Source organism: Komagataeibacter xylinus (assembly GCF_004302915.1).
Classification (GTDB): Bacteria; Pseudomonadota; Alphaproteobacteria; order Acetobacterales; family Acetobacteraceae; genus Komagataeibacter; species Komagataeibacter xylinus_C.
Window position 1 is genome coordinate 1 of the sequence record NZ_QQBI01000018.1, and the last position, 25,114, is coordinate 25,114.

General features: G+C 66.9%; 26 protein-coding genes and 1 riboswitch. Of the genes, 14 read left to right on the forward strand and 12 right to left on the reverse strand.

What is annotated here, in order from left to right:
* Positions 1-583: 583 nt before the first annotated feature.
* Complete coding sequence (locus tag DV027_RS10845) at positions 584-763, forward strand: hypothetical protein (protein ID WP_130731819.1); 180 nt, start codon at positions 584-586, stop codon at positions 761-763.
* Between the two features lie 71 nt (positions 764-834).
* On the opposite strand, the gene DV027_RS10850 is transcribed toward DV027_RS10845, so the two are convergent.
* The 4 genes from DV027_RS10850 to ade are packed head-to-tail and all read right to left on the reverse strand — an operon-like array spanning position 835 to position 4,936.
* A complete protein-coding gene (locus DV027_RS10850) occupies positions 835-1,653 on the reverse strand; it encodes a segregation/condensation protein A (protein ID WP_130731820.1) in 819 nt (272 codons plus the stop codon).
* Complete coding sequence (locus tag DV027_RS10855; RefSeq protein WP_130731821.1) at positions 1,650-2,354, reverse strand: hypothetical protein; 705 nt, start codon at positions 2,352-2,354, stop codon at positions 1,650-1,652. The genes DV027_RS10850 and DV027_RS10855 overlap by 4 nt, the downstream gene beginning before the upstream one ends.
* Positions 2,347-3,213, reverse strand: coding sequence for a tyrosine-type recombinase/integrase (locus DV027_RS10860; protein WP_130731822.1), 867 nt, complete (start codon positions 3,211-3,213; stop codon positions 2,347-2,349). Before DV027_RS10860 ends, DV027_RS10855 begins: the two co-directional genes overlap by 8 nt.
* Positions 3,214-3,235: 22 nt before the next feature.
* Positions 3,236-4,936: an adenine deaminase gene (gene ade / locus DV027_RS10865; RefSeq protein ID WP_130731823.1), complete on the reverse strand. Its 1,701-nt coding sequence runs from the start codon at positions 4,934-4,936 to the stop codon at positions 3,236-3,238.
* A gap of 395 nt (positions 4,937-5,331) precedes the next feature.
* Between ade and thiC the strand changes: the two genes are divergently transcribed.
* Positions 5,332-7,173, forward strand: coding sequence for a phosphomethylpyrimidine synthase ThiC (thiC, locus tag DV027_RS10870; protein ID WP_130731824.1), 1,842 nt, complete (start codon positions 5,332-5,334; stop codon positions 7,171-7,173).
* A 67-nt stretch (positions 7,174-7,240) separates the two neighbouring features.
* On the opposite strand, the gene DV027_RS10875 is transcribed toward thiC, so the two are convergent.
* The 5 genes from DV027_RS10875 to DV027_RS10890 form a co-directional block, all read right to left on the reverse strand.
* Positions 7,241-7,720 (reverse strand): hypothetical protein, encoded by a 480-nt coding sequence (locus DV027_RS10875; RefSeq protein ID WP_130731825.1) that lies wholly within the window; start codon positions 7,718-7,720, stop codon positions 7,241-7,243.
* Positions 7,721-7,869: 149 nt separating this feature from the next.
* Positions 7,870-8,022 carry a hypothetical protein gene (locus tag DV027_RS17570; RefSeq protein ID WP_165399174.1) on the reverse strand — a complete coding sequence of 51 codons (153 nt, stop codon included), beginning with the start codon at positions 8,020-8,022 and terminating at the stop codon, positions 7,870-7,872.
* A 117-nt stretch (positions 8,023-8,139) separates the two neighbouring features.
* The gene (locus DV027_RS10880) at positions 8,140-8,532 is read right to left on the reverse strand and encodes a hypothetical protein (RefSeq protein WP_130731826.1); all 393 of its coding nucleotides are present in this window, start codon (positions 8,530-8,532) and stop codon (positions 8,140-8,142) included.
* Between the two features lie 202 nt (positions 8,533-8,734).
* Positions 8,735-9,826, reverse strand: a complete 1,092-nt coding sequence (locus DV027_RS10885; protein ID WP_130731827.1) for a branched-chain amino acid aminotransferase — start codon at positions 9,824-9,826, stop codon at positions 8,735-8,737.
* 141 nt (positions 9,827-9,967) lie between these two features.
* Positions 9,968-10,819 (reverse strand): nitroreductase family protein, encoded by an 852-nt coding sequence (locus tag DV027_RS10890; RefSeq protein WP_130731828.1) that lies wholly within the window; start codon positions 10,817-10,819, stop codon positions 9,968-9,970.
* A gap of 316 nt (positions 10,820-11,135) precedes the next feature.
* Here DV027_RS10890 and acuI point away from each other — a divergent pair, with 316 nt between their 5' ends.
* Entirely contained in the window at positions 11,136-12,116 is a 981-nt protein-coding gene (acuI, locus tag DV027_RS10895) for an acrylyl-CoA reductase (NADPH) (RefSeq protein WP_130731829.1), read from the forward strand.
* A gap of 184 nt (positions 12,117-12,300) precedes the next feature.
* On the opposite strand, the gene DV027_RS10900 is transcribed toward acuI, so the two are convergent.
* Positions 12,301-12,522: a CbtB domain-containing protein gene (locus DV027_RS10900; RefSeq protein ID WP_061275445.1), complete on the reverse strand. Its 222-nt coding sequence runs from the start codon at positions 12,520-12,522 to the stop codon at positions 12,301-12,303.
* Between the two features lie 93 nt (positions 12,523-12,615).
* Between DV027_RS10900 and DV027_RS10905 the strand changes: the two genes are divergently transcribed.
* Positions 12,616-13,221 (forward strand): histidine phosphatase family protein, encoded by a 606-nt coding sequence (locus DV027_RS10905; RefSeq protein WP_242621852.1) that lies wholly within the window; start codon positions 12,616-12,618, stop codon positions 13,219-13,221.
* 39 nt (positions 13,222-13,260) lie between these two features.
* Positions 13,261-13,490: riboswitch (cobalamin riboswitch) on the forward strand.
* Between the two features lie 6 nt (positions 13,491-13,496).
* On the opposite strand, the gene DV027_RS17575 is transcribed toward DV027_RS10905, so the two are convergent.
* Positions 13,497-13,649 (reverse strand): hypothetical protein, encoded by a 153-nt coding sequence (locus DV027_RS17575; protein ID WP_165399175.1) that lies wholly within the window; start codon positions 13,647-13,649, stop codon positions 13,497-13,499.
* Here DV027_RS17575 and DV027_RS10910 point away from each other — a divergent pair.
* From DV027_RS10910 to cobJ, 7 genes are read left to right on the forward strand one after another with little or no spacing between them, the layout of a single operon-like run.
* A complete protein-coding gene (locus DV027_RS10910) occupies positions 13,642-14,037 on the forward strand; it encodes a DUF1636 domain-containing protein (RefSeq protein ID WP_130731830.1) in 396 nt (131 codons plus the stop codon). The two genes, DV027_RS17575 and DV027_RS10910, sit on opposite strands and share 8 nt — an antisense overlap.
* A 5-nt stretch (positions 14,038-14,042) precedes the next feature.
* Positions 14,043-15,095: a cobalamin biosynthesis protein CobW gene (gene cobW, locus DV027_RS10915; protein ID WP_130731831.1), complete on the forward strand. Its 1,053-nt coding sequence runs from the start codon at positions 14,043-14,045 to the stop codon at positions 15,093-15,095.
* 25 nt (positions 15,096-15,120) lie between these two features.
* Entirely contained in the window at positions 15,121-18,486 is a 3,366-nt protein-coding gene (gene cobN / locus DV027_RS10920) for a cobaltochelatase subunit CobN (RefSeq protein WP_130731832.1), read from the forward strand.
* The gene (cobG, locus tag DV027_RS10925; RefSeq protein WP_130731833.1) at positions 18,483-19,712 is read left to right on the forward strand and encodes a precorrin-3B synthase; all 1,230 of its coding nucleotides are present in this window, start codon (positions 18,483-18,485) and stop codon (positions 19,710-19,712) included. The genes cobN and cobG overlap by 4 nt, the downstream gene beginning before the upstream one ends.
* On the forward strand, positions 19,709-20,350 hold the full coding sequence (locus DV027_RS10930) for a precorrin-8X methylmutase (RefSeq protein WP_130731834.1): 642 nt from the start codon (positions 19,709-19,711) through the stop codon (positions 20,348-20,350). Before cobG ends, DV027_RS10930 begins: the two co-directional genes overlap by 4 nt.
* Complete coding sequence (locus DV027_RS10935) at positions 20,347-21,072, forward strand: precorrin-2 C(20)-methyltransferase (RefSeq protein ID WP_130731835.1); 726 nt, start codon at positions 20,347-20,349, stop codon at positions 21,070-21,072. The genes DV027_RS10930 and DV027_RS10935 overlap by 4 nt, the downstream gene beginning before the upstream one ends.
* The gene (cobJ, locus tag DV027_RS10940; RefSeq protein ID WP_130731836.1) at positions 21,069-21,830 is read left to right on the forward strand and encodes a precorrin-3B C(17)-methyltransferase; all 762 of its coding nucleotides are present in this window, start codon (positions 21,069-21,071) and stop codon (positions 21,828-21,830) included. Before DV027_RS10935 ends, cobJ begins: the two co-directional genes overlap by 4 nt.
* 117 nt (positions 21,831-21,947) lie before the next feature.
* Here cobJ and DV027_RS10945 read toward each other — a convergent pair whose 3' ends face one another.
* Complete coding sequence (locus DV027_RS10945) at positions 21,948-22,691, reverse strand: cobalt-precorrin-6A reductase (RefSeq protein ID WP_130731837.1); 744 nt, start codon at positions 22,689-22,691, stop codon at positions 21,948-21,950.
* Between the two features lie 32 nt (positions 22,692-22,723).
* Between DV027_RS10945 and cbiE the strand changes: the two genes are divergently transcribed.
* From cbiE to cobM, 3 genes are read left to right on the forward strand one after another with little or no spacing between them, the layout of a single operon-like run.
* Positions 22,724-23,962, forward strand: a complete 1,239-nt coding sequence (cbiE, locus tag DV027_RS10950) for a precorrin-6y C5,15-methyltransferase (decarboxylating) subunit CbiE (protein ID WP_130731838.1) — start codon at positions 22,724-22,726, stop codon at positions 23,960-23,962.
* Positions 23,959-24,333, forward strand: coding sequence for a cobalamin biosynthesis protein (locus DV027_RS10955; RefSeq protein ID WP_130731839.1), 375 nt, complete (start codon positions 23,959-23,961; stop codon positions 24,331-24,333). Before cbiE ends, DV027_RS10955 begins: the two co-directional genes overlap by 4 nt.
* Positions 24,330-25,082 (forward strand): precorrin-4 C(11)-methyltransferase, encoded by a 753-nt coding sequence (gene cobM, locus DV027_RS10960; protein WP_130731840.1) that lies wholly within the window; start codon positions 24,330-24,332, stop codon positions 25,080-25,082. Before DV027_RS10955 ends, cobM begins: the two co-directional genes overlap by 4 nt.
* The last annotated feature ends 32 nt before the right edge of the window (positions 25,083-25,114 follow it).

Genomic DNA, 25,114 nt, shown 5'->3' on the forward strand with positions numbered 1-25,114 from the left:
GGGGTGGCGGCGGTGGCGGCGGAGGTGGCGGTGGCTCCTTGATCATGTGCACCTCGACCGGCGGCTTGGGCGGCTCCTGGGGCGCATCTGGCGGCGAGCTGAGCCCGAACAGAAGCGCGAGCACCAGCAGCCCCTCGAATGCCAGGACGAGGGCAAAAACGATTACCTTTTGTAGTGTGTTATCACTCTGTTCCGCATACGTCATACCCATACCTCACTCAGAACGGCATAGTTTTTAGGAAGGATTATTACAGAATTTGTTCTGGATGTTCTGATTTCACCAATTTGACTACGGGAGTATGACCAGATTTCTACGAAACGACTGATGCGATCCGCCTTGTTCTCCCCGGCTTGACCCTGAAGCACGATAATCCTCTTTCCCGGCGGAACGGAAAAGCATGACAGTCGTAGCCTCCGGCAGTCCATACGCCAATGCACGGACACTGGATGCATCCTGCCCTGACAAGCCAAGCCATTCATTCATCACGTTTTATCCATAAACATTATTAACATCTCGAAATCAACCCTGATCTTATATGAAATATCTTTATGTGACCCTGCTGCCCGGCAGGTCACTTTTTCCATGGCAGAAAGCCTCCATGAAGCTGTGCTCCTTCCGCATGGCAGCCAGACAAAAAACCGTTTGTTCCAGCTTGATCAAAAAAAAAATTCAGTCAAGCAAAGTGTTAAAAAAATAAGAGAAAAATCGGCTCACGTCCCTGCGGGCCAGCCACGCCGCCAGCATATTACTTATTCGATATGAATGGGGCCGCGCCAGCAATACAGGCGGCAACATTCATGCCGCCACCGCCTTGGTTTCTTGCCAAAAACGGTTCAGGCCGCGCCGTCGCGCTCCACGTTGCCAAAACGGGGGAGCGTATCGGGGCCGGGCTGGTAGGCCAGCGCCTCGCCCTGCTTGACCATTTCGAGGCAAGCGGTGAACGTGCTGCTCCACGCCGAACGCCGCAGCCCCGTGCCCCGCGCGCCCTCCTCCGCCCCCCGCCGAACGGAATCGGGCAGCATGCGGTCCAGCGGCACGGGTTTGCGGGCATGCGCCAGGCAGGCGCGCACCCGTACCCGCGCCTCCTCGACCGAGAACAGGTCAAGCTGCACCGGGGCATAGAAGGGCGTCTGCTCCGGCATGGCGCCCCAGTTGCCATCAAACACCGCAAGGCAGCCCCACAGGAATTCGATCCGGTCGACTTCCCATGCAGCCGATTCGTGACAAAGGGCGGGCTGTGCGCCGCCAAAGGCATGGACATCGCGCCCGAGCTGCGCGCGCGCGGCAAGCCATCCGGCCAGCTGCCCCGCCTGCTCGGCCGCGATCAGGCGCGCGCGCAGGTCATGCGCCTCCTGTTCCGCCTGCTGCTGGCGCGGATCATCGGCAGGCAGCAGCAGGCGCGAGCGCAGCAGCAGCAGGCCCGATGCCATGACCGCCCACTGCGCCTTCATGCCCAGCGGCAGGGCGGCATGCGCCCGCGCAGCCTCGGCCAGCTGGTCGATCAGGGCCACGATATCAAGCCGGGTCAGGTCGATTTCACGCGCATGGGCCAGCTGCACCAGATGCGTGAGATCACCCTGGTACGCATCCAGCATGATGACCGGCTCAAGGCCGGGCCGCGCGGGGTCGAACAGGTCGGGCTGGCCGCTCATGTCAAAGGCCGCGACGTCAGGCGGAAGGTCAGCAGGGGGTAATGCTCCTCCATCCGGCGCACCACGGGTGCTGGCGTGCCGCCACGGGTGAAGAAGCCATACACCACCGCCCGATGCCCGCGCGGCAGCCGCCGGCCCGCCCTGCGCCCCGGCACCAGCGCCATCCGGGCGGGCGCTTCCAGCACGCCCCAGTTGGCCATGAGCCAGGCGCGGGCATCGGGGTGGGTCGCGCCCAGGTGCAGGATGCGGTCCGGCACGGGCACCAGGCGGTTAAAGTCCAGCGGGCAGGCGCCATCAGGCCGCAGGGCGAGACGGGCATGACGCGCCTCCGCCGCCGCGCGGAACTGGCGGGCAAGGATGCGGCACCCTTCCACCGACAGGCCGCCCCGGTCCTGACCGGGCCTGTTGGCCCCGATGGCCAGCGCGAACATGTCTTCTTCCACCCGCTCCGCATCGAACGGCCATGGAATCAGTCCCGGCCCGGCGGCCTCGGTGGCAAAGGCCGCCATGCCCGCGTCAGGGCCATGCACCAGCAGGTGCCAGCCCTGCCACGGCAGCGGCCCTGCGGGCGCGGGCCAGGCGGAAAGCGGTCGCCGCCCCCGGCGCGCGGGCGGGCGGCGGGCCGGGGCGGATGGACCTTCCCCCTCGCACAAGGTGGTGGGTGGCAGGTCGGCCCAGGGCAGGCGCAGGGTTTCAGTCATGGGCCAGCAGTTCCGCATAGGGACGCAGGGCGCGCGGATCACGGTAGCGGGTGCGCTGGCCCAGGGCCGCGGCGTCCATGCCATGGCGCAGCGCCTCGACAATAAACCCCGCCCGCAGCGCATGGGCGCTGAGCCGGGCCACGGTGGCGGGTGGCACCTCGGCCATCAGCGCCCGGCGTTGCAGGATGCGGGTCACGGCATAGGGCGTCAGCGCCCGCCCGCCCACGCGCTCACCCTTGGAAATGGCGCGGAACAGCGGCCCGGTCTGCCGGTGTGCCACCTGCTGCCATGCCGTAAAGGCCATTGCAGGGCACAGGTCACGCTCCTGCGCCACGGGCAGGGCGATGGTGGGGGCCTCATGGCCGTCGCGCACCGTCAGCATGACCGCCTTGGGGGTGAGGCGCACATCTTCCACCTGCAGGCCCACCAGTTCCGAACGGCGCAGCGCACCCGCGAAGCCGAACAGCAGCAGGCAGCGGTCGCGCAGGCCACGAATGCCGTCGGTGCAGCGTTCGGACATGGCGCGCAGCATGGCGGGCGTGACCACGGCGGGGGGTGGCGCGGGGCGGCGGGCCTGCTCCAGCATCTCGGCCAGTGCCGCGCGGATGAGCGGATGCGTGACATCCCACGCCAGCCCGTTGAAACGGTGCATCTTGCCAATGGCGGCAAGGCGGCGGCGGATGGTGGCGGGGGCAAACGCACCAAGGCTGCGCAGGTAGGCGGCCACCCCCTCAGGCGCTGCGGGAATGGGGGAAAGCGCATGCTCCGCGCACCATTGCGTAAAATGCACCCAGTCCGCCCGGTAGGCACGCAGGGTGGCCGTGGCCTCCCGCGTGGGGGCCTCCTGTGGCGGGATCATGGGCACTTCCTGCCTGACCGGATCAGACCAGTTCCATCCGGTTGACATCGACCATGCCGAAATCCGTGATCTTGAGGTGCGGGATCACCGGCAGCGGCAGGAAGGCAAGCTGGAGAAACGGCTCATCAAGCTGGCAGCCCAGCGCGCGGGCGGCGGCACGCAGCACCTCGAGCTGGTCGCGCACGGTCTCGAACGGCGCATCGCTCATCAGCCCCGCCACGGGCAGCGGCATGTCGGCCACCACCTTGCCATCACGCACCACCACAAAGCCGCCGCCGGTCTTTTCCAGGTGGTTGACCGCCAGCGCCATGTCGGCATCGTTCATGCCCACCACACATATATTATGGCTGTCATGCCCCACCGATGAGGCCAGCGCCCCGCCAGACAGCCCGAAGCCTTTCACGAAGCCCCGGCCGATATTGTCGTTATGCCCATGCCGCGCCACCACGCAGATGCGCGCGATATCCTGCGCCGGGTCGGGCTGCACGATGCCATCCACAACAGGCAGGTCGGCATGCAGGAAGGGTGTGATGATCTGGCCGGGCAGCAGGCCGATCACGGGGCGCTGCGTGCCGCTGCCCTTTATTTCCATATCCGTAGCGCTGACCGGGGCGGGCAGGCTGATGCTCTCCAGCCCCACGGGGGCGATGACCTCACGGGCGGCGAACAGCGCGTCATCCACCAGGCGGCCTGCGCTGATCACATCCGACACAACGCATTCCCGCAGGTCATCAAGCAGCACGATATCGGCACGCCTGCCCGGCGCGATCATGCCCCGGTCACGCAGGCCAAAGGCATTGGCTGCACTGAGCGAGGCGCTGCGATAGGCTGCCAGCGGCTCGACACCCAGCGAGATGGCCAGGCGGATCAGGTAGTCCAGATGGCCTTCATGCGCGATTTCCAGCGGATTGCGGTCATCGGTGCAGAAGGCGAAGAACGGTGACGTAACCGGGTTGAGCAGCGGCACCAGCGCACGCAGGTCCTTGCACACCGAGCCTTCGCGGATCAGCACCATCATGCCCTTGCGCACTTTTTCCAGCGCCTCTTCAGCCGTGGTGGCCTCGTGATCGGTGGTGATGCCCGCACTCAGGTAGCCATTGAGTTTGCGCCCGCGCAGCAGCGGGGCATGGCCGTCGATATGGCCACCGGCAAAGGCTTCCAGCTTTTCCATGCAGACCGGGTCGCCATTGAGCACGCCGGGGATGTTCATGAACTCGGCCAGGCCAATCACCTTGGGGTGGTCGCGATAGGCCAGCAGGTCGGCGGCCCCCAGCGTAGCGCCCGAGGTTTCAAGGTGGGTGGACGGCACGCAGCTCGACAGGTTGACCCGCAGGTCCATCACCGTGCGCAGGGCGGCCTCGGTAAAGTAATCCAGCGCCGGGCGGCCGAGCACGTTGGCCATCTCGTGCGGGTCGCATATGGCGGTGGTCACGCCATGGGGCAGCACGCAGCGATCGAACTCGAAGGGCGTGATGAGCGAGGATTCGACATGCAGGTGCGTGTCGATGAAGCCGGGCACGGCAATGCGGCCATGGCCCTCGATCACGTTCGTGCCCTCGTAATGGTCCAGCGTGCCGACAATCGTGTCGCCACAGATGGCGATATCGGTTGGCAGCAGTTCCCCCGTCACCAGATCGAACAGGCGCACATTGCGGATGACGGTATCGGCCACCGCGCGCCCGCTACCCTGTGCAATCCGGCTGGAAATCGTGCTTGCTGCCATCCTGTATCGCTTCCCCGCAAAAATGATGTTCGCCAGTACTCTACCACAACGGGGCGGCTGGCAAATCGGCACACGAATTCTTTTTCAGGTCCTGCACCCCGCACCCCGCCTGCATGATTGACAAGACAGGCGCGATTGATGATCCTGACCGGACCAAGGGGAGTCCCGGCAAGGGGCTGAGAGACCGCTGGCAGGGGCAACCCTGCGCGCGGAGACCCTTCCGGGCGCATTGTGCGTTCCGGGGAACCTGATCCGGCTCATACCGGCGGAGGGACTGGTGCGGACAATCGGCAACACGCCGCCTGCCCCCGGCACGCGGCCGCCCGCATGAGGCGTGGCATCCCCGATTTTCTCTCCACACCCCCTGTCGGAGAGAGGATGCGAGGAGCACTGCCATGACGACCGCCGCTTCGCCTTCATCTCCCGACCATGTCACCACCGGCCCCATCATGGGGTCCGTCAAGGTCTGGTCATCGCCCGAGGGGCATGCGGATATCCGCGTGCCGTTCCGTGAAATCGCACTCGAACCCAGCGCCAACGAGCCGCCGGTGCGCGTGTATGACACCTCTGGCCCCTATACCGACACCAATGCCCACATCGACGTGCGCCAGGGGCTCAAGCCCGTGCGCGCGCCGTGGATCGTAACCCGTGGCCTGCCTGCGGTCAGGCCGCGCGCCGTGCGGCCGGAAGATAACGGCTTTGCCAAGGGCGAGAATCTGGTCCCCGCCTGCCCCGCGCCGCATGTGGTGCATGAGGGGCGTCCGGGCCAGATGGTCACGCAATACGAGTTCGCACGCGCAGGCATCATCACGCAGGAGATGATCTACGCCGCCCACCGCGAGAACCTTGGCCGCACCACCATGGCCGAGGGCGCCGAAGAGCGCCGCGCCAATGGCGAGGATTTTGGCGCTGACATTCCCGCCTTCGTCACCCCTGAATTCGTGCGCTCCGAAATTGCTGCGGGCCGCGCCATCCTGCCCGCCAACATCAACCACCCCGAGCTTGAGCCGATGGTGATCGGGCGCAACTTCCTGGTGAAGGTCAACGCCAATATCGGCAATTCCGCCGTGACCTCATCGGTCGCGGAGGAAGTGGAGAAAATGGTCTGGTCCATCCGCTGGGGCGCCGACACGGTGATGGACCTCTCGACAGGCCGCAACATCCACAACATCCGCGACTGGATCCTGCGCAACGCGCCGGTGCCCATCGGCACGGTGCCGCTCTATCAGGCGCTGGAAAAGGTGGGCGGCGTGCCCGAGGACCTGACATGGGAGATCTTCCGCGACACGCTGATCGAGCAGGCCGAGCAGGGCGTGGATTACTTCACCATCCATGCGGGCGTGCGGTTGCAGCATGTACCGCTGACCGTCAACCGCGTGACCGGCATCGTCTCGCGCGGCGGGTCGATCATGGCCGGGTGGTGCCTGCACCATCACCGCGAGAGCTTCCTGTACGAGCATTTCGAGGAAATCTGCGACATCATGCGCCGTTATGATGTCTCGTTCTCGCTCGGTGACGGCCTGCGCCCCGGCTCGATTGCCGATGCGAATGACGCCGCCCAGTTCGCCGAACTCGAAACGCTGGGCGAACTGACCAGGATCGCCTGGGCCAAAGGCTGCCAGGTCATGATCGAGGGACCGGGCCACGTGCCCATGCACAAGATCAAGGTCAACGTGGAAAAGCAGCTGCGCGAATGCGGCGAGGCCCCCTTCTACACGCTTGGCCCGCTCACCACCGATATCGCACCGGGCTACGACCACATTACATCGGGCATCGGTGCCGCCATGATCGGGTGGTTCGGCACCGCCATGCTGTGTTACGTCACACCCAAGGAACATCTCGGCCTGCCCGACCGCAATGACGTGAAGGTTGGGGTTGTGACATACCGCATCGCAGCCCATGCCGCCGATCTGGCCAAGGGGCACCCGGCGGCGCAGATCCGCGATGACGCCATCAGCCGCGCGCGATTCGACTTCCGCTGGAATGACCAGTTCAAGCTCTCGCTCGACCCCGATACGGCATGTTCGTACCATGACGAGACCCTGCCGCGCGAGGCGCACAAGAACGCGCATTTCTGCTCGATGTGCGGCCCCAAATTCTGCTCCATGCGCATCAGCCACGACCTCAAGGCCAATGCCGAGCGCATGGCCGGGCTGGAACAGAAAAAGGAGGAGTTCCGCAGCCACGGCAACCGGCTCTATGTGCCGGTGGATGAGGCTGCGACGCCTGCGGAATAAGGCAGGCGTTTTCGGGTGCCGCCTTTTTTCAATAAAGGGGGCACCCTTCGAAGCCTTTATCCGTATTTTACCACAGGGTGGGCGGATGCCGCCACGAAGGTGGCCAGTTCCAGCGATGCTGCAAGGTAACATGAACGGCCTGGCCCGCCTGCGTGCGGACCGCGCTGACCGCCACATCACCGGGATCGCTGCCGATCATGGTCACGACATACCATAACCCGACGGGCAGGTTGCCAAACGTGAAACGCCCATCTTCCCCGCAGGCCTGATGGCGCACGTCCTGTGCCACATCGGCAGGCGCGAGGGCTGTATCCGTCAGGGTATTGTAGCGGAACATAGTGTCCACCGCATGGTCAAACGGGGCGCCCTGCGGCATGAGCAGCACGTCATGCCCCGCACAGGTGAGCAGCGCGCCCTTGCCCGTACTGTACCGGATCAGCCCCCCATGCCCGTTTGGCACGCTGGCATGCCTGAAGACCTGCCGGTAGGCATAACCGGCCAGTTGCGCCGTGCCCGGCCCGCGTGACCATGTCGTGTCAGCCGGCACGGCTTTCGGTCTCGCATGACCCGTGCAGGCGGCAGACAGAAACAGAATACAGAATGCGGAAATCCTTATGGCCGGGATCAATCTGTTGCCTGTCATGAAACAGGGTGCCGGGTATTGTCTGCTTGAAAAATATTCACCACGAACCCGGATCATTTCTTGCCAAAAATTTTCAGGCAATGTTCCAGCTCTTCAATGCAGTCCTGTACAGTGCCTTCGGCATAAGGTATCTGTTTATTCATTGTCTTATGGAACGCCTTTTCCAGGGCCAGACTTTCCCTGATCCTGTAACTCGTCTTGCGCATGGGGTAATAGGTTCCCACAGGACCACCTCGATCTCCTGATCCGTCATGTCACGCGGGCCTTCATAGATCATTTTTGAGATTTCCTGCCTGGATCGGGAACGATCAACAGCACAGGGATCAGTCAGCCAGCACTGCGGCCTCACGCCGCACGGCGGTTGCATTGCCCTTGCCGCGCGACATGCGAAATGCCCCCGACCATGACCCGGCAATCCGCCACTCCCCTTCAATTTCGGTGCCATCGGCATTGAGCAGGCCGGTATAGAGCACCGGATGCTGGCGGTTCCCGCTGCCGTCATAGGTTTTGGTAAAGCGCACGGTCACGCCATGGCGCTGGCCCTGCACGGTGGCAATGAAACACGCCTGCGCCGATGGCGCGCGTTCCGTGACCGTGCCGCCCAGCATGGCCCCTGCCTCAAACAGCGATGCGGAAAACGACTCCGGCGGCAGCGCATGGGGATAGCTGAACTGCCCCTCCCACTGGCCTGTCACATTAAGTCGGTTTGCATCCATCGTGCCGTGGCCTCCAGCCCTTCTGCCGCCTGTGGGTCATTCGAAAAACGGGCCATGCCTTATGGCATAACCCGTCCATTTAATGCCAATGACCGGACCCGGACATTCAGCAGAAATAAAAGTTTTCGGGCGCCGCTTTTTTAAAAAGGCGGCGTTCTTTGAAGCTTTTTGAAAAAAGCTTCACCAAAAACTTTTGCTCATGTCAGATGACCTTTTCCACCCAGTCATGGGTGTCAGGCGCCGTGCCGCGCTGGATGCCGATCAGGGCATTGCGCAGCTTTGCCGTCACCGGACCGATGCCCGCGCCATCGCCAATCACCGCCTCGCCCTTATGGCCACGAAAGCGCCCGATGGGCGAGACCACCGCCGCCGTGCCGCAGGCGAACACTTCCTTCAGGCGGCCCGAGGCGGCATCGGCATAAAGCTGGTCGATGGCATAGGGCTCCTCGCGCACGGTCAGGCCCATCTCACGCGCCAGCGTCAGCAACGAATCGCGGGTGATGCCGCGCAGGATGGTGCCGGTCAGCGGCGGGGTGGCAACCGAGCCGTCATCAAACACGAAGAACACGTTCATGCCGCCCATTTCCTCGATCCAGCGGCGCTCCACTGCATCAAGGAACAGCACCTGCGCACAGCCATGGCCCTTGGCCTCCTGCTGGGCCAGCAGGCTTGCGGCGTAGTTGCCGCCGCACTTGGCCTCGCCCGTGCCGCCGGGGGCGGCGCGACAGAAATCGGACACCCACACGCTCACCGCTTCCGCCCCGAAATAGGCCCCCACGGGCGAGGCAATGACCATGAACAGGTATTCCGACGCGGGCTTGACGCCAAGGAACGTCTCGCTCGCAATCATGTAGGGGCGGATGTACAGGCTCTCATCGGGCCTGGACGGCACCCAGGCATGGTCCATGCGCACAAGCTGGCGCACGGCCTCGACAAACACGTCTTCGGGCAGTTCGGCCATGGCGAGGCGTGCCGCCGATTTGCGGAAGCGCGCGGCATTGGCCTGCGGGCGGAACAGGGTGATGCCCCCTTCCGCCGTGCGGTAGGCTTTCATGCCCTCGAATATTTCCTGCGCGTAGTGCAGCACGGCCGCCGCCGGGTCGATGGTGAACGGCGCATAAGGCTGTACGCGGGCATCGTGCCACCCCTTGCCTTCCTGGTAGCGGATCACGACCATGTTGTCGGTAAAGACACGCCCGAAACCGGGATTGGCCAGAATTTCCGCCCGTCGCTCGGGTGAGACCGGCGTTGCGGTGGGTGAAAGCGTGAAGGGAAGGGAAGTGGCGCTGTCCATAGCCGTTATTTCTCTTTCATCATGGCGCTGGCGCGCCATACGGAGCGCGCCCCTGCCCGCGACAAGCTGCGGGCAGCCGCACCAGAAGTTCACCAGAACATTGCGCCGGTCAACCCCGCCCTGTGCGCATGACCCCTGCTTTTACGCCTTGCCCAGCACAAAACCCAAGGCGTGCAGGGCAGCGGGCAGGCGCTCGCGGCCATGGAGTGCCGCCACATCACCCAGCCGCGCCACCACGCTCCCGCTCCAGCTCCGCGCGCCCGCGCGGCTGGCCGCGAGAAGGGCGTCATAGGCGCTGATGCTGGCGTCATCGGTGGCAGTGGCGGGGTTGTAGCGTTCCTCATGCAGCACCAGGGCCTGCGGCAGGCGCGGCTTGATGGAGGTGGGCTGCGCGCGGTCAGGGTAGCCTACGCTCATGCCAAACAGCGCGAATGTTTGGGGCGGCAGGCCGAGTTCGGCAGCAATGGCCTCGGGCTGGTTGCGCACGGCGCCCACGTACACGATTCCCAACCCGTAGGATTCAAACGTCGCCGCCGCATTCTGCCCCGCCAGCGCCGTATCCACCACGCCGCCCAGAAATGTATCGAGGCAGTCCAGCCCCGGCAGTGCGTGGCCCTGCGCGTGGCCCACATGCTCAAGGCGCGACAGGTCCACCACCCACACGAGGAACAGCGGCGCCTGCGCAATGAACGCCTGCTCGCCCGCAATCCTGGCCAGCCGGGCGCGCCGCGCCGGGTCGCGCACGGCAATCACGCTCCACGCCTGCAGGTTGCATGAACTCGAGGCCGACTGGGCTGCGGCAATGGCGGCTTCCACCACGCCTTCGGGCAGGGGGGCGGGGCTGAAATGCCGCACGGAGCGATGCGCCATGAGGCTGCGCGCCACCGGGCTTTCGGGCAGCGGTTTTTCAGGCGGCTTCGTGCCATAACGGGCCTGCCACAGCGCGTTCATGGAGGACTGGGCGGAAAAGGAAGAAACGGTACTGTTGGACATGCATGCCTCCTGCCTGTGCAATGCTGGCTGAAAAAGCAGCACACCACAGCGCAACAGGGACAGGTAGCGGGGCGATCTCACACCTGCCCTGCGCATTTTCATGCCGCAGGCCGCAGCATGGGCGCGGTGCCTCCGGCCGCCTTTCAGGCGTGGTCTGCTTTTGTTAAAATTCGTTTCCAGATCAGGTGTTTATTGCAGCCCGCCCATCACGTTCATGCGAAATCACACGGCTGTAAATAGGAAGAAACACCTAAAATGGAGCATGAAGACCACAGCACGCCCCCTGTTTTCACCACCTGCAAGGAAACCCGTTCGCATGTTCGAGGCCCTCATGATCCGCCAGGCCGATGGCGCGACCACCACCCGGCTGGAACAGGTCGACCCCACAAGCCTGCCGCAGGGCGATGTGACGGTTGAAGTCGCGCAGTCGAGCCTGAACTATAAGGATGCGCTGGCCATCACGCGCGGGGCGCCGGTGGTGCGGCATTTTCCCATGATTCCGGGCATCGACCTTGCAGGCCGCGTCCTCCATTCCGATGACCCGGTCTTCCGCCCCGGCGATCAGGTGCTGGCCACTGGCTGGGGCCTGGGGGAAAAGCATTGGGGCGGCCTGGCTGGCATGGCCCGCCTGCCGGGGCGGTGGCTGCTGCCGCACCCTGCGGGCCTGTCGGGGCGGCAGGTGATGGGCATTGGCACGGCGGGCTTTACGGCCATGCTGTGCGTCATGGCGCTGGAGGATGGCGGGCTGACGCCTGCCTCCGGCCCCATCATCGTGAGTGGCGCGGGCGGCGGCGTGGGCGGCATGGCCGTGATGCTGCTGGCGCAACTGGGCTATCAGGTGGTGGCGGTGACCGGGCGCGCACAGCTCCAGGCGTATCTGATCAGCCTGGGTGCGGCCGAAGTGCTGCCGCGCGAGGCGCTGGCCCCCACCGGCAAACCGCTGGAAAAGGCGCGCTGGGCGGGCGGGATTGACGTGGCCGGGGGCGCGGTGCTGGCCACGATGTGCGCCTCGATCATGCATGGCGGCACGGTGGCGGCCTGCGGGCTGGCCGGGGGCATAGCGCTGCCACTGACGGTGGCTCCCTTCATCCTGCGCAATGTGCGCCTGCAGGGAATCGACAGCGTGATGTGCCCCCGCCCGCGCCGCATGACAGCCTGGGCACGGCTGGCGCGTGACATCGACCCCACCCGGCTGGACAGCATGCTGCATGACGCAGCCCTGGCCGAGGTGCCCGACATCGCACCGCGCCTGTTGGCGGGGCATATAAGGGGGCGGACGGTCGTCCACCTTGACTGATTGAAAATAACAAAAGTTTTTGGGTGCCGCCTTAATTTTTCAAAAAGGCGGCGTTCCTTGAAGCTTTTTGAAAAAAGCTTCACCAAAAACTTCTGCTTTTGAAGCAGGCAATAAAAAACGGCAGGCGCGAGGGGCGCATGCCGTTCTTCATGTCAGGCCATGCGGGGCAGGAGCCCCGCGCCCCTTAGTGGCAGGGGAAGCCAAGCAGATGGCGGCCATCATGCACGAATTCATGCACGTAATGCCCGGAAATGAGCGAAGTCGCCCCCTGCTCCGCGCCAACGAAGTAGATCAGCAGCGAGGCCAGAACCAGCCCGAACACACCCCACGGCAGCAGGTCGCGCACCGGGATGGCAACCGGCGGGGCGGCAATATTGGCGGACAGGACGGATGTGTCTTGGCTCATGCTGAAAAACTCCATGGATCATGCTCGACCCGGAGCAGTATGGCATGACAGGGCGGCATGCAATGCCCTTGCCGTGTAACCGGATCAGTCGCCATGGTTCCAAAATCGACCGGCAAGGTCAATCATCCATTGCTCGCCCCACCCTTTCAGGCCACGCAGGGCATCATGCACCAGACACTGACCTGCATCGCCCTGCCCGCGCCCGATGGCTTGCGCCGGGGCGTCATGCCCCCGCGCGATGCCATTCCCATCCTGCCCGCAGGCTTCATGGGCGCGCTGCCACCAGCCGACCGCCTTTTTGTGCCACCCGCCCTGAGCAGAATCATCGGGACCGATGCGGGCGAAGCCGTGCCCGCCCTGAATGCTGCCGATATGGGGGCGTGGCACGGGCTTTCGCTCAAGGCCCTGCCTCCTGCCGATCTGGCCCGCTGGGTCGGGGATGCCAGCTTTGCCCCACCGGGGGGTGAAAGCCGCGATTCGCTGCTGCGCCGCGTGGCCACATGGCTGGCCGCCCTGCCCGCAACGCCAGCCCGCCTGCTGGCGCTGGCCGATGCCACGACCGTCCGCGCCCTTGCCATCGCGGCCCTTGGGGGTGATGGCGCCATGATGGCGCGGCTGGATATCGCCCCCCTCACCCGCACGGTGCTCACCCGCCACGCCACATGGCGGCTGGCCACAAGCGGCGCGCCCCTGCCCTGAAACCGGCCGTGTCTTTTTTGACAGCGCGCCCCGCAATCGGCTAGATCCGCCGCTGATGGTTCCCCCACCAGGGAGAATAGGGAAGACGGTGCGCCTGACAGCAATGCCGTCGCTGCCCCCGCAACTGTAGGTGGTCGAATCCGGCCCGGTGCATGCACCGGCCCCGCCACTGGTCCCGAAGGGGCCGGGAAGGCGGCCGGATACTGAGGGTGTGGCCCGCCACGCCCTTCGCCACAAGCCAGGAGACCTGCCATCCCCGCCCGTGCGGGATAGAGTTACCGTTTCGATCGCATGGCTGGCGGGGTGCCCGGCACGCGACTGGCCACCACCCGGGCAATGCCTGCCGCCGGGTGGGGCATGACCGCGCACCCCGCTTTTTGTGCTGCCCGCCCGGCAGCGCCGCGAAAGGGCACGGACCAGATGACCACTCCCTCCCCGCCAGACACGACACCACCGCCCGTGCACCTGCATGTGTGCGTGACCTGCCGCCGGGGACTGCCCGCATCGGACAATCCGCAGGGCCGCCAGCTGCACGACGCCATGCAGGCACTCGCCGCGGGCAACCCAAACCTTGTCGTGCATGAGGTCGCCTGCCTTGCCGCGTGCAACGATGGCTGCACCGCCGTTATTGCCACGCCGGGCAAATGGGGCTGGCTGCTGGCCAACCTTGGCCCCGAAAAGGCAGATGACCTGCTGACCTATATCGACGCCTATGCCGCATCGGCCAAAGGCACCGTCATGCCCTCGCGCAGGCCCGCAAGCCTGAGCGACATGGTGCGCGGCCGCTTTCCCTCATCCCTCTTTTCCGGAGTCTGACTGCCATGAACACCGCCGCCACGGCCCGCGCCAAAGTGCCCGTTACCGTCATCACCGGCTTTCTGGGCGCGGGCAAGACCACGCTTCTGCGCCACGTGCTGGCCAATGCGAAGGGCAGGCGCATTGCCATCGTGGTCAATGAATTCGGCACGCTGGGCATTGATGGCGACACGCTGCGCGCCTGCGGCGTGGAAGGCTGCACGGATGAGGACATTGTCGAGCTGACCAATGGCTGCCTGTGCTGCACCGTGGCCGATGACTTCCTGCCCACCATGGAGGCCCTGCTCGACCGCGCGACCCCGCCCGACCATATCGTGATCGAGACCTCCGGCCTCGCTTTGCCCAAGCCGCTGCTCAAGGCGTTCGGCTGGCCCACCATCCGCACGCGCATGACGGTTGATGGCGTGGTGACCGTGGTCGATGGCCCCGCCGTGGAAGCCGGCCGCTTTGCCGATGACCCCGCCGAAGTCGCCCGCCAGCAGGCGGCCGACCCCTCGCTCGACCACGACAACCCGCTGGCCGAGGTGTACGAGGACCAGCTCCTGTGCGCCGACCTCGTGGTGCTCAACAAGACCGACCTCATGACGCCACAGCAGGCCGATGCGGTCGAGGCCGCGATCCGTGCCGAGATCCCGCGCGCGGTCAAGGTCGTGCGCGCAACCGACGGGCAGGTCGACCCCGCCGTGCTGCTCGGCCTCGATGCGGCAGCGGAAGATGACCTGGCCGCCCGCCCCTCCCACCACGATGCCGAGGGCGGCGAGCACGAGCATGATGATTTCGAGAGCTTCGTGCTGCCCATCCCCGAGCAGGACAGCGTGGAAGGCTTCATCACGCGGCTGAAAAAACTTGCCGGACAGCACGACATCCTACGCATGAAGGGCTACGCCACCGTGCGCGGCAAGGCCATGCGGCTGGCGGTGCAGGGCGTGGGCAGCCGCTTTCGCCACCAGTTCGACCAGCCTGTGCCCAAGGATGGTCCGCGCACCGGCAACCTTGTGGTGATCGGCCAGAAGGGCCTTGATCAGGCTGCCATTACGGCGGCACTGGCCCAGGGCTAGACACCGGGCAGACGGGAGCCGCATCATGCACCTGCTGGCACGCGAGGTCCGCACGCTCGATGAAGCCGATCAGGCCGAGGATCTCGGCCACGCCCCGGCTGATATCGTGTTCCTGTCCTTTTCGGACAGTGACCTGCTGTGCCTCAACGCCGCCCATGCGGCAGGGGCCGCCCCCGATGCCAGCCTGCGCACCGCAACGCTTGCGCGCCTGCGCCACCCCATGTCGATCGACCTGTACGTAGCCGACACCATCATGGAGTCGCGCTGCGTGGTGGTGCGGCTGCTGGGCGGGCTGGAATACTGGCGCTACGGGGTGGAGGAACTGGGACGGGCCTGCCAGCAGGCGGGCATTCCGCTGGTGCTGCTGGCGGGCGACGGGCGTGATGACCCACGTCTTGCCAGCCTGTCCACCGTGCCCGACGCCATCCGCACCCGGCTTGATGCCCTGCTGCGTACGGGGGGGGCCGTCAACACCGCCACCGCCCTGCGGCTCATGGCCCATATTGCCGGGCGCGGGCCGGATGATGGCATGCCCGCCGAGCCGCTGCCGCCCGCAGGCGTGCTGCATGCCGCCAGCCCGGCCCTACCGTTTCGCGCCATGGTGGTGTTCTACCGCGCCCACCTGCTGGCCGCCGATATCGCCCCCGTCACGGCCCTCGCCACTGAACTGGAGCGGCATGGCATGGGGGCGGACCTTGTTTATGTCACCTCCCTCAAGAACCCGGAATCGGCGGCTTTCGTTACGGCCCGGCTGGCGGAGGCACCGCCGGATGTCATCATCAACGCCACCTTCTTTTCCGCACGCTCCGGGGGGGATGGCCACGCCCCGCTCGACATGGCGGGCGTGCCGGTGCTGCAGGTGCAGCAGCCCGGCATTCCCCACGGCCTGTGGCGCGACAGCGTGCGCGGCCTGTCGCAGGCCGACCTTGCCATGCAGGTGGTGCTGCCCGAACTCGATGGCCGCATTCCCGCCTTCCCCATCTCCTTCAAGGAGGACACCACCCCCGGCCTGCCCGCCCGCCATGTGCCTTACGCGCAGGGCATTGCGCTGACCGCCGCCCGCGCGCTGGGCTGGGCGCGGCTGGGGCATGAACTGCCCGGCCAGCGCCGCGTGGGCATCATCCTGTCCGATTATCCCGGCGCGCAGGGTGCGCCCACCGGGCAGGCCGCCCATGCCGTGGGGCTGGACAGTTTTGCAAGCCTTGAACACATCCTGAGCCTGCTGCATGCGGCAGGCTACGACACGGGTGATGTACCCACGGCGGACCAGCTGACGCACGCGCTGGCCCGCGCGCCTGCCACGCCCTTTGTTTCGGTTGCGACCTATCGCCAGTGGCTCGAGGCCCTGCCACAGGCCCTGCGCGACCAGCTTGCCGCCTGCTGGGGCGCGCCGGAGGAGGATTCCGCCGTGCAGCACGGCCAGTTCCACCTGCGCCACCTGCATGCAGGCCGTATCCTGCTAGCGCTGCAACCCGACCGGGGCACGGCCACCGACCGCCACGGCGGCTACCATGACCCCGACACCCCGCCGCGCCATGCCTATGTGGCCTTCTACCTGTGGCTGCGCCACGGCTGCGGGCTGGACGCCATGGTGCATCTGGGCACGCATGGCACGCTGGAATGGCTGCCGGGCAAGGCGGCGGCCCCATCGGCCGAATGCTGGCCCTCGGTGCTGGTGGGGGGGCTGCCGGTCATCTACCCCTTTATCGTCAACAACCCCGGCGAGGCGGCGGCGGCGCGGCGCAGGCTGGGGGCGGTGACCATCAGCCACATGACGCCACCCATCGCGGCCGTGAACAGCGCAGGCGCCGATACGGGTGAACTCGAACGCCTGATTGACGAATATGCCGCAGCCGACGGGCTCGACCGCAGGCGGGGCGCCATCCTGCGTGGCGAGATCCTGCAACGCGCCGACAGTCTTGGCCTGCTGGAGGAAGGCGGCATTGCCCGTGCCGATAACGAGGATGAAGCCCTCGCCCGGCTCGATGCCTATCTGTGCGATGTAAAAGACCTCCAGATCCGTGACGGGCTGCATGTGTTTGGCCGCCCCCCCACCCGGACAGTGGAACTGGCCCATGCCATCGCCCGCGCCTGCGGTGAAAGCGCGCCTGCCGACCTGCCCGCCCGCCTGCACGCCTGCGGCGCGGCGGAGGGAGCGGCCCTGCTGGCCGCCCTTGATGGGCGATTCGTGCCGGCAGGCCCTGCGGGTGCCCCCACCCGTGGCCGGGCCGACGTGCTGCCCACGGGGCGCAACCTTTACGCCATGGACCCCCGCGCCATTCCCACCCGCTCGGCGCTTGTGCTGGCCGAGCGCACGGCGGCGCTGCTGCTGGAGGAACACCTGCAGGACCAAGGCGAGCCGCTGCGCGCGCTGGTCATCGACCTGTGGGGCTCGGCCAGCCTACGCACCGGCGGCGAGGACCTGGCCCTTGCCCTGCTGCTGATGGGCGTGAAACCGGTATGGGATGGCGCATCGGGGCGCGTAAGCGGTATCGAGGTCATTCCCATGGCTGCGCTCGACCGCCCGCGCGTGGATGTGACGCTGCGCCTGTCGGGGCTGTTCCGCGATGCATTTCCCGGCCAGATCGCGCTGTTCGAGCAGGCGGTGCAGGCCATTGCCGCCCGCACGTTCGAGGCCCCCGACCTCAACCCGCTGGCCGCCAGCACCGAAGGGCTTGAAGGCGCAGCCCGGCACACCGCCACCGCCCGCATGTTTGGCGCAGCCCCTGGCAATTATGGCACGGGGGTGGAAGATGTGCTGGCCAGCGGCCAGTGGCACGAACGTGACGGGCTGGGGCAGGCATGGCTTGATGGCTCGGCCTGGACCTATGGCGGCGGGCGTGAAGGGCAAAAAGCGCCTGACATCCTGGCCGGGCGCATGGCGCAGGCGGGCGTGCTGCTGCATGTGCAGGACCATGCCGAGACCGACATCCTCGAAAGCGTGGACATGGCCACCCATGAGGGCGGCATGGCGGCGGCCGCCACGATGCTGGGCAACACGCCGCGCCTCGTGCATGGCGACACCTCCCGCCCCGATACGCCCCGCCTGCGCGGCACAGCGCAGGAAGTGGCCCGCGTGGTGCGCGGGCGGCTGGCCAACCCGGCCTGGCTTGCGGGCATGCGCCGCCATGGCTACCGGGGGGCGGGCGAGATCGCACGCGGCGTGGAGGCGTTGCACGGCTTTGCCGCCACCGTGCCCGCGCGCTTTGACCGGCAGTTTGACCTCGCCTTCAGCCGCCTGCTCGATGACCCGGAGATGGACGCCTTCCTGCTCGCGGCCAACCCCGATGCCCATACCGCCATCCGCCACCTCATGGCCGATGCCCTGCGCCGCGACCTGTGGCGGCCGCGCAGCAACAGTGCCGCCATGCTGCTGGACCCCGCGCCATGACCACGGCCCCTTCCGTGCGCGGCTGGTGCCCCGGCCTGCACACCCCCATGGAGGCCGCCGATGGCTGGCTGGTACGCGTGCGCCCGCCGCTTGGCCGCCTGTCCGCAGCGCAGGCCCGCATCGTGGCCCAGGCCGCCCGCACGCATGGCAACGGGCTGATTGAACTGACCAGCCGGGGCAACCTGCAACTGCGTGGCCTGACACCGGCCAGCGCCCGCGCCTTCGCCCGTGACATGGCTGATGCGGGCCTTGCCAGCACGGACGCCGCGACCGAGGCCCGGCGCGCGCTACTGATTTCGCCCCTTGCAGGCATCGACCCTGAAGCCGCACCCGGTGCCCCGGCCCTCATCCACGCGCTCGATGCCGCACTCGCCGGGGCCAATACCCTGCGCGGCCTGCCCGCCAAGTTCGCGATTGCGGTGGAGTGCGGCGGGTATGTGCCCGCCGGCAGCCTGCGGGGCGATATCATGATCCGGGCGGACAGGGATGGCTGGCAGGTCACCTGCGGCACGCGCGCCCTGCCCTGTGCCGCGCAGGATGTGCCTCCCACCGTGCTGGCCCTTGCCCATGCGCTGGCCGATATGGGCGGCCAACCCCGCCCGCTGCGCAATCCGGCGCTTGGCGCACAGGCCTTTGCCCGGATCGGGCAACTGGCCGCCACATGCGCCGCAACCACGCCCCCCCACGCGCCAGCCTGCCTTGCCGGGCCGCTACCCGGTGGCGCGATGGGGCTGGTCCTGCCGCCCGGCCCCATTGGGGCCGACCTGCTGGCGCATGTGGCGCAATGGGCCGAACAGGCTGGCAATGGCCAGATGCGCGTGGCCCCCATGCGCGCCCTTATTGTTGAACACTGCGCCACGGCCCCGCCCCTGCCCGGCCTGATCACCCATGCGGATGACCCGCGCCTGCGCATCAGCGCATGCATCGGCACGCGCGGCTGTGGCTGCGCCGCGCGTGACGTGATTGCCGATGCGCAGGTTCTGGCCCCCGCCCTGCCGCAGGACGTGCGCCTGCATGTATCGGGCTGCCCTAAGGGCTGCGCCCATCCGGAGCCTGCCGACATCACGCTGGTGGCGCAGCCGGAGGGCTATGGCCTGTGCCCGCATGGCCGGGCGGCTGATACGCCTGTAGACAACGGGCTTTCGCTGGCACAGATACAGCACATCCTGCGGGACTGGCCCCGCAACCTGACCACGCCACGGAACGGGAGAACCCAACCGGCATGACCGCGCAAACGGAACCGTACGACTACATTCACGACGGGGCGGCGATCTATGCCCGTTCCTTTGCCATCATCCGTGAAGAAGCCGACCTGAGCGGCCTGAGTGAGGCCGAAGCCCGCGTGGTGGTGCGCATCATCCACGCCTGCGGCATGGTGGATGTGGCGAAAGCCGTGCGCATGTCGCCCGATTTCGTGGCCAGCGCGCAGGCGGCGCTGAAGGCAGGCAGGCCCATATTGTGCGATGCCAACATGGTGGCCCACGGCGTGACCCGCGCGCGCCTGCCTGCCGACAACCCGGTCATCTGCACCCTGCGCGACCCGCGCACGCCGGAAATTGCGAAACAGATCGGCAATACCCGCTCGGCTGCCGCGATGGACCTGTGGGGCGCGGAGCTGGCCGGTGCCGTGGTGGCCATTGGCAATGCGCCCACGGCCCTGTTCCACCTGCTGGAGATGATCCGCGCGGGTGCGCCCCGCCCGGCGGCCGTGATCGGCATGCCGGTGGGCTTTGTGGGTGCTGCCGAATCGAAGGAGGCGCTGGCCGAATTTGGCGACCTGCCCTTCATCATCGTGCGTGGCAGGCTGGGCGGCAGCGCCATGGCGGCGGCCACCGTCAACGCACTGGCGAGTGACACGGAATGAGCACGGGCCGCCTGTCCATCCTCGGCATGGGGCCGGGTGACCCCGAACTCATGACCATCAAGGCCGCGCGTCTGCTACGCGAAAGCCCGGTGGTGGGCTGGTTCTGCCGCCACGACCGCCCCGGCCATGCCCGCCAGATCGCAGGCGACATGATTGCCCCCGACGCCACCACGCTGCGCTTCGCCTACCCCTTCACCACCGAGATTGCGGTCAGCGACCCGGCGTACCTTATGCGCATGGGCCAGTTCTATGATGAATGCGCGGCCCGGGTTGCAACACACCTTGAGGCAGGCCAGGACGTGGCGCTTCTGTGCGAGGGTGATCCGTTCCTGTTCGGCTCGGCGATGTATGTGTTCGACCGGCTGCATGAGCGTTTCGAGTGCGCCATCGTGCCCGGCATCACCGCCATGAGCGGCTGCTGGTCGGCAGCCCGGCGGCCCATGGTGCATGGTGATGACGTGCTGTGCGTCATCCCCGGCACGCTGGATGAGGCAGCGCTGGTGGCGTGGCTGGAAAAGGCCGATGCCGCCGTCATCATGAAGCTGGGCCGCAACCTTGAAAAAGTGCGCACTGCCTTGCGCCGCACCGGGCGCGAAGGGCGCGCGATCTATGTGGAACGCGCCAGCCAGCCCGCCCAGCGCTGCCTGAAACTGACCGACATGACCGGCCCTGCCCCCTATTTCTCCATCATCCTCGTGCCAGGGCGGGAGGATGCGCGATGAATGGCCGCATCTTTGTCGTGGGCCTTGGCCCCGGTGCCCCGGCCCAGCGCACGCCCCAGGCCGATGAGGCACTGGCGCAGGCCACCGACCTGATCGGCTACGCGCCCTATGTGGCCCGCGTGCAGGCAGGCCCCGACGTGGTGCGCCATGCCAGCGACAACCGCGTGGAGCTTGAACGCGCGCAGCATGCCATTGAACTTGCGCTGGCAGGGCGCACGGTCGCGGTCGTGTCGGGTGGTGATGCGGGCGTGTTCGGCATGGCGAGTGCGGTGTTCGAGGCGATTGACCACGGCCCCGCCGCATGGCGCGGGGTGGAGGTGAGGGTCATTCCCGGTGTCTCGGCCGTGCTGGCCGCAGCCGCGCGGCTGGGCGCGCCGCTGGGCGGGGATTTCTGCGTCATTTCACTGTCTGACAACCTCAAGCCGCAGGCGGTGGTGCATAAGAGGCTGGCGGCAGCGGCGGAAGCCGGGCTGGTGATGGCGCTGTACAATCCGCGCTCGAAAGCCCGCCCGCACCAGCTGGGCGAGGCGTTCGACCTGCTGCGCACCATCCTGCCGGGCGATGTGCCGGTCGCCTTTGCCCGCGCCATTGGTCGCCCCGATGAGCGCGTGATCCTGACCGATATCGCCCATGCCGATCCCGGGCAGGTGGATATGAGCACGCTGGTGCTGATCGGTTGCCCGCTGACCCACGTCATTGAGCGGGCCGATGGGGAAAAATGGCTCTACACCGCGCGGCGGGTGGATAAGGCAGAATAAAAGTTTCTGGGTGCCGCCTTTTTTCAAAAAGGCGGCGTCTTTTCGAAGCTTTTTGAAAAAAGCTTCACCAAAAACTTCTTATTGATTCTAGGGTTTTTCGTGAGCAGGTTTCCCACATCATTCCGACAGGCTTTCCAACCACATCATGGCAGCCGTGGCATCCGCCACGGTCTTGGCCTGGGCCACGGGCGGGCGCTCGACCATGATCACGCCAAGGCCCAGCCTGCGGGCCGCCGCGAGCTTGGCCTGTGTTGCCGTGCCGCCGGAATTCTTGGTCACGATCACATCAATACGTTCCCGGCGCAAAAGCGCTTCCTCGCCCGCTTCATCAAACGGGCCACGGGCCAGCAGCAGCCGCGTGCCCGCGGGCAGCAGGGTTGGGTCAGGCGCATCCACGCAGCGCAGCAGCCAGTCATGCGGCCCTGCGTGGTGGAAGGGCAGCAGGTCCTTGCGTCCCACGGTCAGCAGCACGCGGCGGGGTGTGCTGCCCAGCGCGTCCGCTGCGGCCTGCATGTCGCGCACGCGGGTCCAGCGATCGCCCGCAACAGGCGTCCAGCCGGGGCGTTGCACGCGCAGCAGCTTCACATGGGCCTGCGCACAGGCGGCGACGGCATGATTGCTCATCTGCACGGCAAAGGGATGGGTGGCGTCGATTACAGCCTCGACATGATGGGCCACAAGCCACGCATGCAGGCCATCCACGCCGCCAAAGCCGCCAATGCGCACATCGAGCCTGGGCAGGACCGGCGCACGGGTGGCCCCTGCCAGCGAGACGGTGACCTTAAAGCGGTCAACGCACTGCTCAAGTGCTGCGTAAAGCTGGCGGGCCTCCGTCGTGCCGCCCAGAACCAGAACCCGCATCTTTTCCTTCCTGCTGTTTGCAAGGCCACGCCATGAGCACGCCGTGGCTGCATGTTATCGGCATTGGGGAGGACGGTGTCGAGGGGTTGCCCGCCGCCACCCGTGCCCTGATCGCAGGCGCGGAACTGGTGGTGGGGGGCGCGCGCCACCTTGCCCTTGCAGGCCCCCTGATAACGGGCCAGACGCTGGCCTGGCCGCACCCGCTGGCCGATGGCATTGGCGAGGTGCTGCGCTGGCGGGGCAGGCGCGTATGCGTGCTGGCCTCGGGCGATCCGTTCCTGTTCGGCATTGGCACCACATTGCGCCGCCATGTGCCCCTGGCCGAGATGATGGGCCTGCCCGCGCCATCATGCGTGGCGCTGGCGTGCAACCTGCTGGGCTGGGCGGAGCAGGATGTGAGCGTGCTCTCGCTATGTGGCCGCCCGATGGAGGCCGTGGCCCCGGCACTTCAGCCCGGTGGCAGGCTGGTCGTGCTCTCGGCGGATGAGCACACGCCCCACGCCTTTGCCCACTGGCTTGACGCGCGTGGCTTCGGGGCTTCCGTGCTGCATGTGCTGGGCGCGCTGGGCGGCCCGGGGCAGAGCCACCACACCGCCACGGTAGCCGAGGCCGCGCGGGGCGAAGGGCCACGGCCACCCCGGCTGAACCTGATGGCACTGGAAGTGGTGGCCGGCCGGGATGCGCAGGTCATTCCGCTGGCCTGCGGCCTGCCTGACGGGATGTTCGCCCATGACGGGCAGATCACCAAGCGCGAGATCCGGGCGGTCACGCTGTCGGCCCTTGCGCCACGACGGGGCGAGATGCTGTGGGATATTGGTGGCGGCTCAGGCTCGATCAGCATCGAATGGATGCTGCGCCACCCCGCCAACCGCGCCATCGCCATTGAAAAATCGCCCGAACGCGGCGCGCGGATCGCCCATAACGCGCTCAACCTTGGCGTGCCCGGCCTGCGCGTGATGGCGGGCGAGGCCCCCGCCATCCTGCCCCGCATGCGGGCCGAGGGACTGGCTGCGCCCGATGCCATTTTCATCGGCGGCGGCATCAGCAACCCCGGCATGCTCGAGGCCGCATGGGACGTATTGCGCCCCGGCGGGCGGCTGGTGGCCAATGCCGTAACGCTGGAAAGCGAGGCTGCGGTGATGGCCGCCCATGCCCGCTGGGGCGGCACGCTGACCCGGCTGCATGTGGAGCGGCTGGAGCCGATCGGGCGCTTTCACGGCTTTCGCCCCGGCATGACCGTGACCAGCTACACCGTGAGCAAACCCGCATGATCGTGGCTGGTCTGGGCCTGCGCAGCCTGTGCGATGCGCAGGCACTCATTGCCCTTGTGCTGGCCGCGCAGGAGCGCTGCGGCAGGCGCGCGGAGCTTGTGGCCGTGCCCGCCTTCCGCTACCGCGAGGCAGGCGTGCAGGATGCCGCCCGCCAGCTGGGGCTGCACTTGCGGGCCGTCACGCCAGATGAACTGCTGGCCGTCCAGCCGCGCTGCGTCACCCATTCCGCCCGGGCGCAGGCAGCCCTGGGCGTGGCCTCGGTGGCAGAAGGCTGCGCGCTGGCGGCGGCAGGACCGCACGCAAGGCTGATCGTGCCGCGCCTGACCGGCAGCGGTGCAACATGTGCCATGGCACAGGGAGAGGATGCATGACCGTACACTTTATTGGCGCAGGCCCCGGTGCCGCCGACCTGCTGACCCTGCGCGGGCGCGACCTGCTGGCAAAATGCCCGGTGTGCCTGTACGCAGGCTCGATCGTGCCGACCGAGATGCTCGAACACTGCCCGCCCGGTGCCCGGCTGGTTGATACCGCCCCCCTCACGCTCGACCTGATCGAGCAGGAATACATTCGTGCCCATGCGGCAGGACAGGATGTGGCGCGGCTGCATTCGGGCGACCTTTCGGTGTACAGCGCCGTGGCCGAGCAGATCCGCAGGCTCGACCGCAACAATATTCCATGGACCATGACCCCCGGCGTGCCCGCCTTTGCCGCCGCCGCCTCCGTGCTGGGGCGCGAACTGACCGTGCCGGAAGTGGCACAAAGCGTGGTGCTGACGCGCGTGAGCGGCCGGGCCTCGGCCATGCCGGAGCGCGAGAAGCTGGCCGCCTTTGGGGCTACGGGGGCAACACTGGCCATCCACCTGGCCATTCATGTGCTCGACCAGATCGTGGCCGACCTGACCCCGTTTTATGGCGCGGACTGCCCCGTGGCCATCGTGGCGCGCGCCACATGGCCCGACCAGCTCGTGCTGCGCGGCACGCTGGGCGACATCTGTGCAAAACTGGCCGAAAACCCCATCGAGCGCACCGCTCTGGTGCTGGTGGGCCGGGCGCTGGGCACGCATGACTTCCGTGAAAGCGCGCTATATAACGCCGATTACCACCGCCGCTTCCGCTCCTGAAACGTGCCGGGAGCATTTGAGGAATAGGGAAA

Coding starts and splice junctions, on each gene's coding strand:
- DV027_RS10945 (WP_130731837.1), bottom strand. CDS start 22,691: ATGCGGGTTCTGGTTCTGGGCGGCACGACGGAGGCCCGCCAGCTTTAC.
- ade (WP_130731823.1), bottom strand. CDS start 4,936: ATGGCAGCAAGCACGATTTCCAGCCGGATTGCACAGGGTAGCGGGCGC.
- cobJ (WP_130731836.1), top strand. CDS start 21,069: ATGAATGGCCGCATCTTTGTCGTGGGCCTTGGCCCCGGTGCCCCGGCC.
- DV027_RS10905 (WP_242621852.1), top strand. CDS start 12,616: ATGGTTCCAAAATCGACCGGCAAGGTCAATCATCCATTGCTCGCCCCA.
- DV027_RS10885 (WP_130731827.1), bottom strand. CDS start 9,826: ATGGACAGCGCCACTTCCCTTCCCTTCACGCTTTCACCCACCGCAACG.
- DV027_RS10860 (WP_130731822.1), bottom strand. CDS start 3,213: ATGATCCCGCCACAGGAGGCCCCCACGCGGGAGGCCACGGCCACCCTG.
- DV027_RS10880 (WP_130731826.1), bottom strand. CDS start 8,532: ATGGATGCAAACCGACTTAATGTGACAGGCCAGTGGGAGGGGCAGTTC.
- cobG (WP_130731833.1), top strand. CDS start 18,483: ATGACCACGGCCCCTTCCGTGCGCGGCTGGTGCCCCGGCCTGCACACC.
- cobM (WP_130731840.1), top strand. CDS start 24,330: ATGACCGTACACTTTATTGGCGCAGGCCCCGGTGCCGCCGACCTGCTG.
- DV027_RS17570 (WP_165399174.1), bottom strand. CDS start 8,022: ATGCGCAAGACGAGTTACAGGATCAGGGAAAGTCTGGCCCTGGAAAAG.
- DV027_RS10855 (WP_130731821.1), bottom strand. CDS start 2,354: ATGACTGAAACCCTGCGCCTGCCCTGGGCCGACCTGCCACCCACCACC.
- acuI (WP_130731829.1), top strand. CDS start 11,136: ATGTTCGAGGCCCTCATGATCCGCCAGGCCGATGGCGCGACCACCACC.
- cobW (WP_130731831.1), top strand. CDS start 14,043: ATGAACACCGCCGCCACGGCCCGCGCCAAAGTGCCCGTTACCGTCATC.
- DV027_RS10850 (WP_130731820.1), bottom strand. CDS start 1,653: ATGAGCGGCCAGCCCGACCTGTTCGACCCCGCGCGGCCCGGCCTTGAG.
- DV027_RS10910 (WP_130731830.1), top strand. CDS start 13,642: ATGACCACTCCCTCCCCGCCAGACACGACACCACCGCCCGTGCACCTG.
- DV027_RS10890 (WP_130731828.1), bottom strand. CDS start 10,819: ATGTCCAACAGTACCGTTTCTTCCTTTTCCGCCCAGTCCTCCATGAAC.
- cbiE (WP_130731838.1), top strand. CDS start 22,724: ATGAGCACGCCGTGGCTGCATGTTATCGGCATTGGGGAGGACGGTGTC.
- DV027_RS10935 (WP_130731835.1), top strand. CDS start 20,347: ATGAGCACGGGCCGCCTGTCCATCCTCGGCATGGGGCCGGGTGACCCC.
- DV027_RS10900 (WP_061275445.1), bottom strand. CDS start 12,522: ATGAGCCAAGACACATCCGTCCTGTCCGCCAATATTGCCGCCCCGCCG.
- cobN (WP_130731832.1), top strand. CDS start 15,121: ATGCACCTGCTGGCACGCGAGGTCCGCACGCTCGATGAAGCCGATCAG.
- DV027_RS10845 (WP_130731819.1), top strand. CDS start 584: ATGGCAGAAAGCCTCCATGAAGCTGTGCTCCTTCCGCATGGCAGCCAG.
- DV027_RS10955 (WP_130731839.1), top strand. CDS start 23,959: ATGATCGTGGCTGGTCTGGGCCTGCGCAGCCTGTGCGATGCGCAGGCA.
- thiC (WP_130731824.1), top strand. CDS start 5,332: ATGACGACCGCCGCTTCGCCTTCATCTCCCGACCATGTCACCACCGGC.
- DV027_RS10930 (WP_130731834.1), top strand. CDS start 19,709: ATGACCGCGCAAACGGAACCGTACGACTACATTCACGACGGGGCGGCG.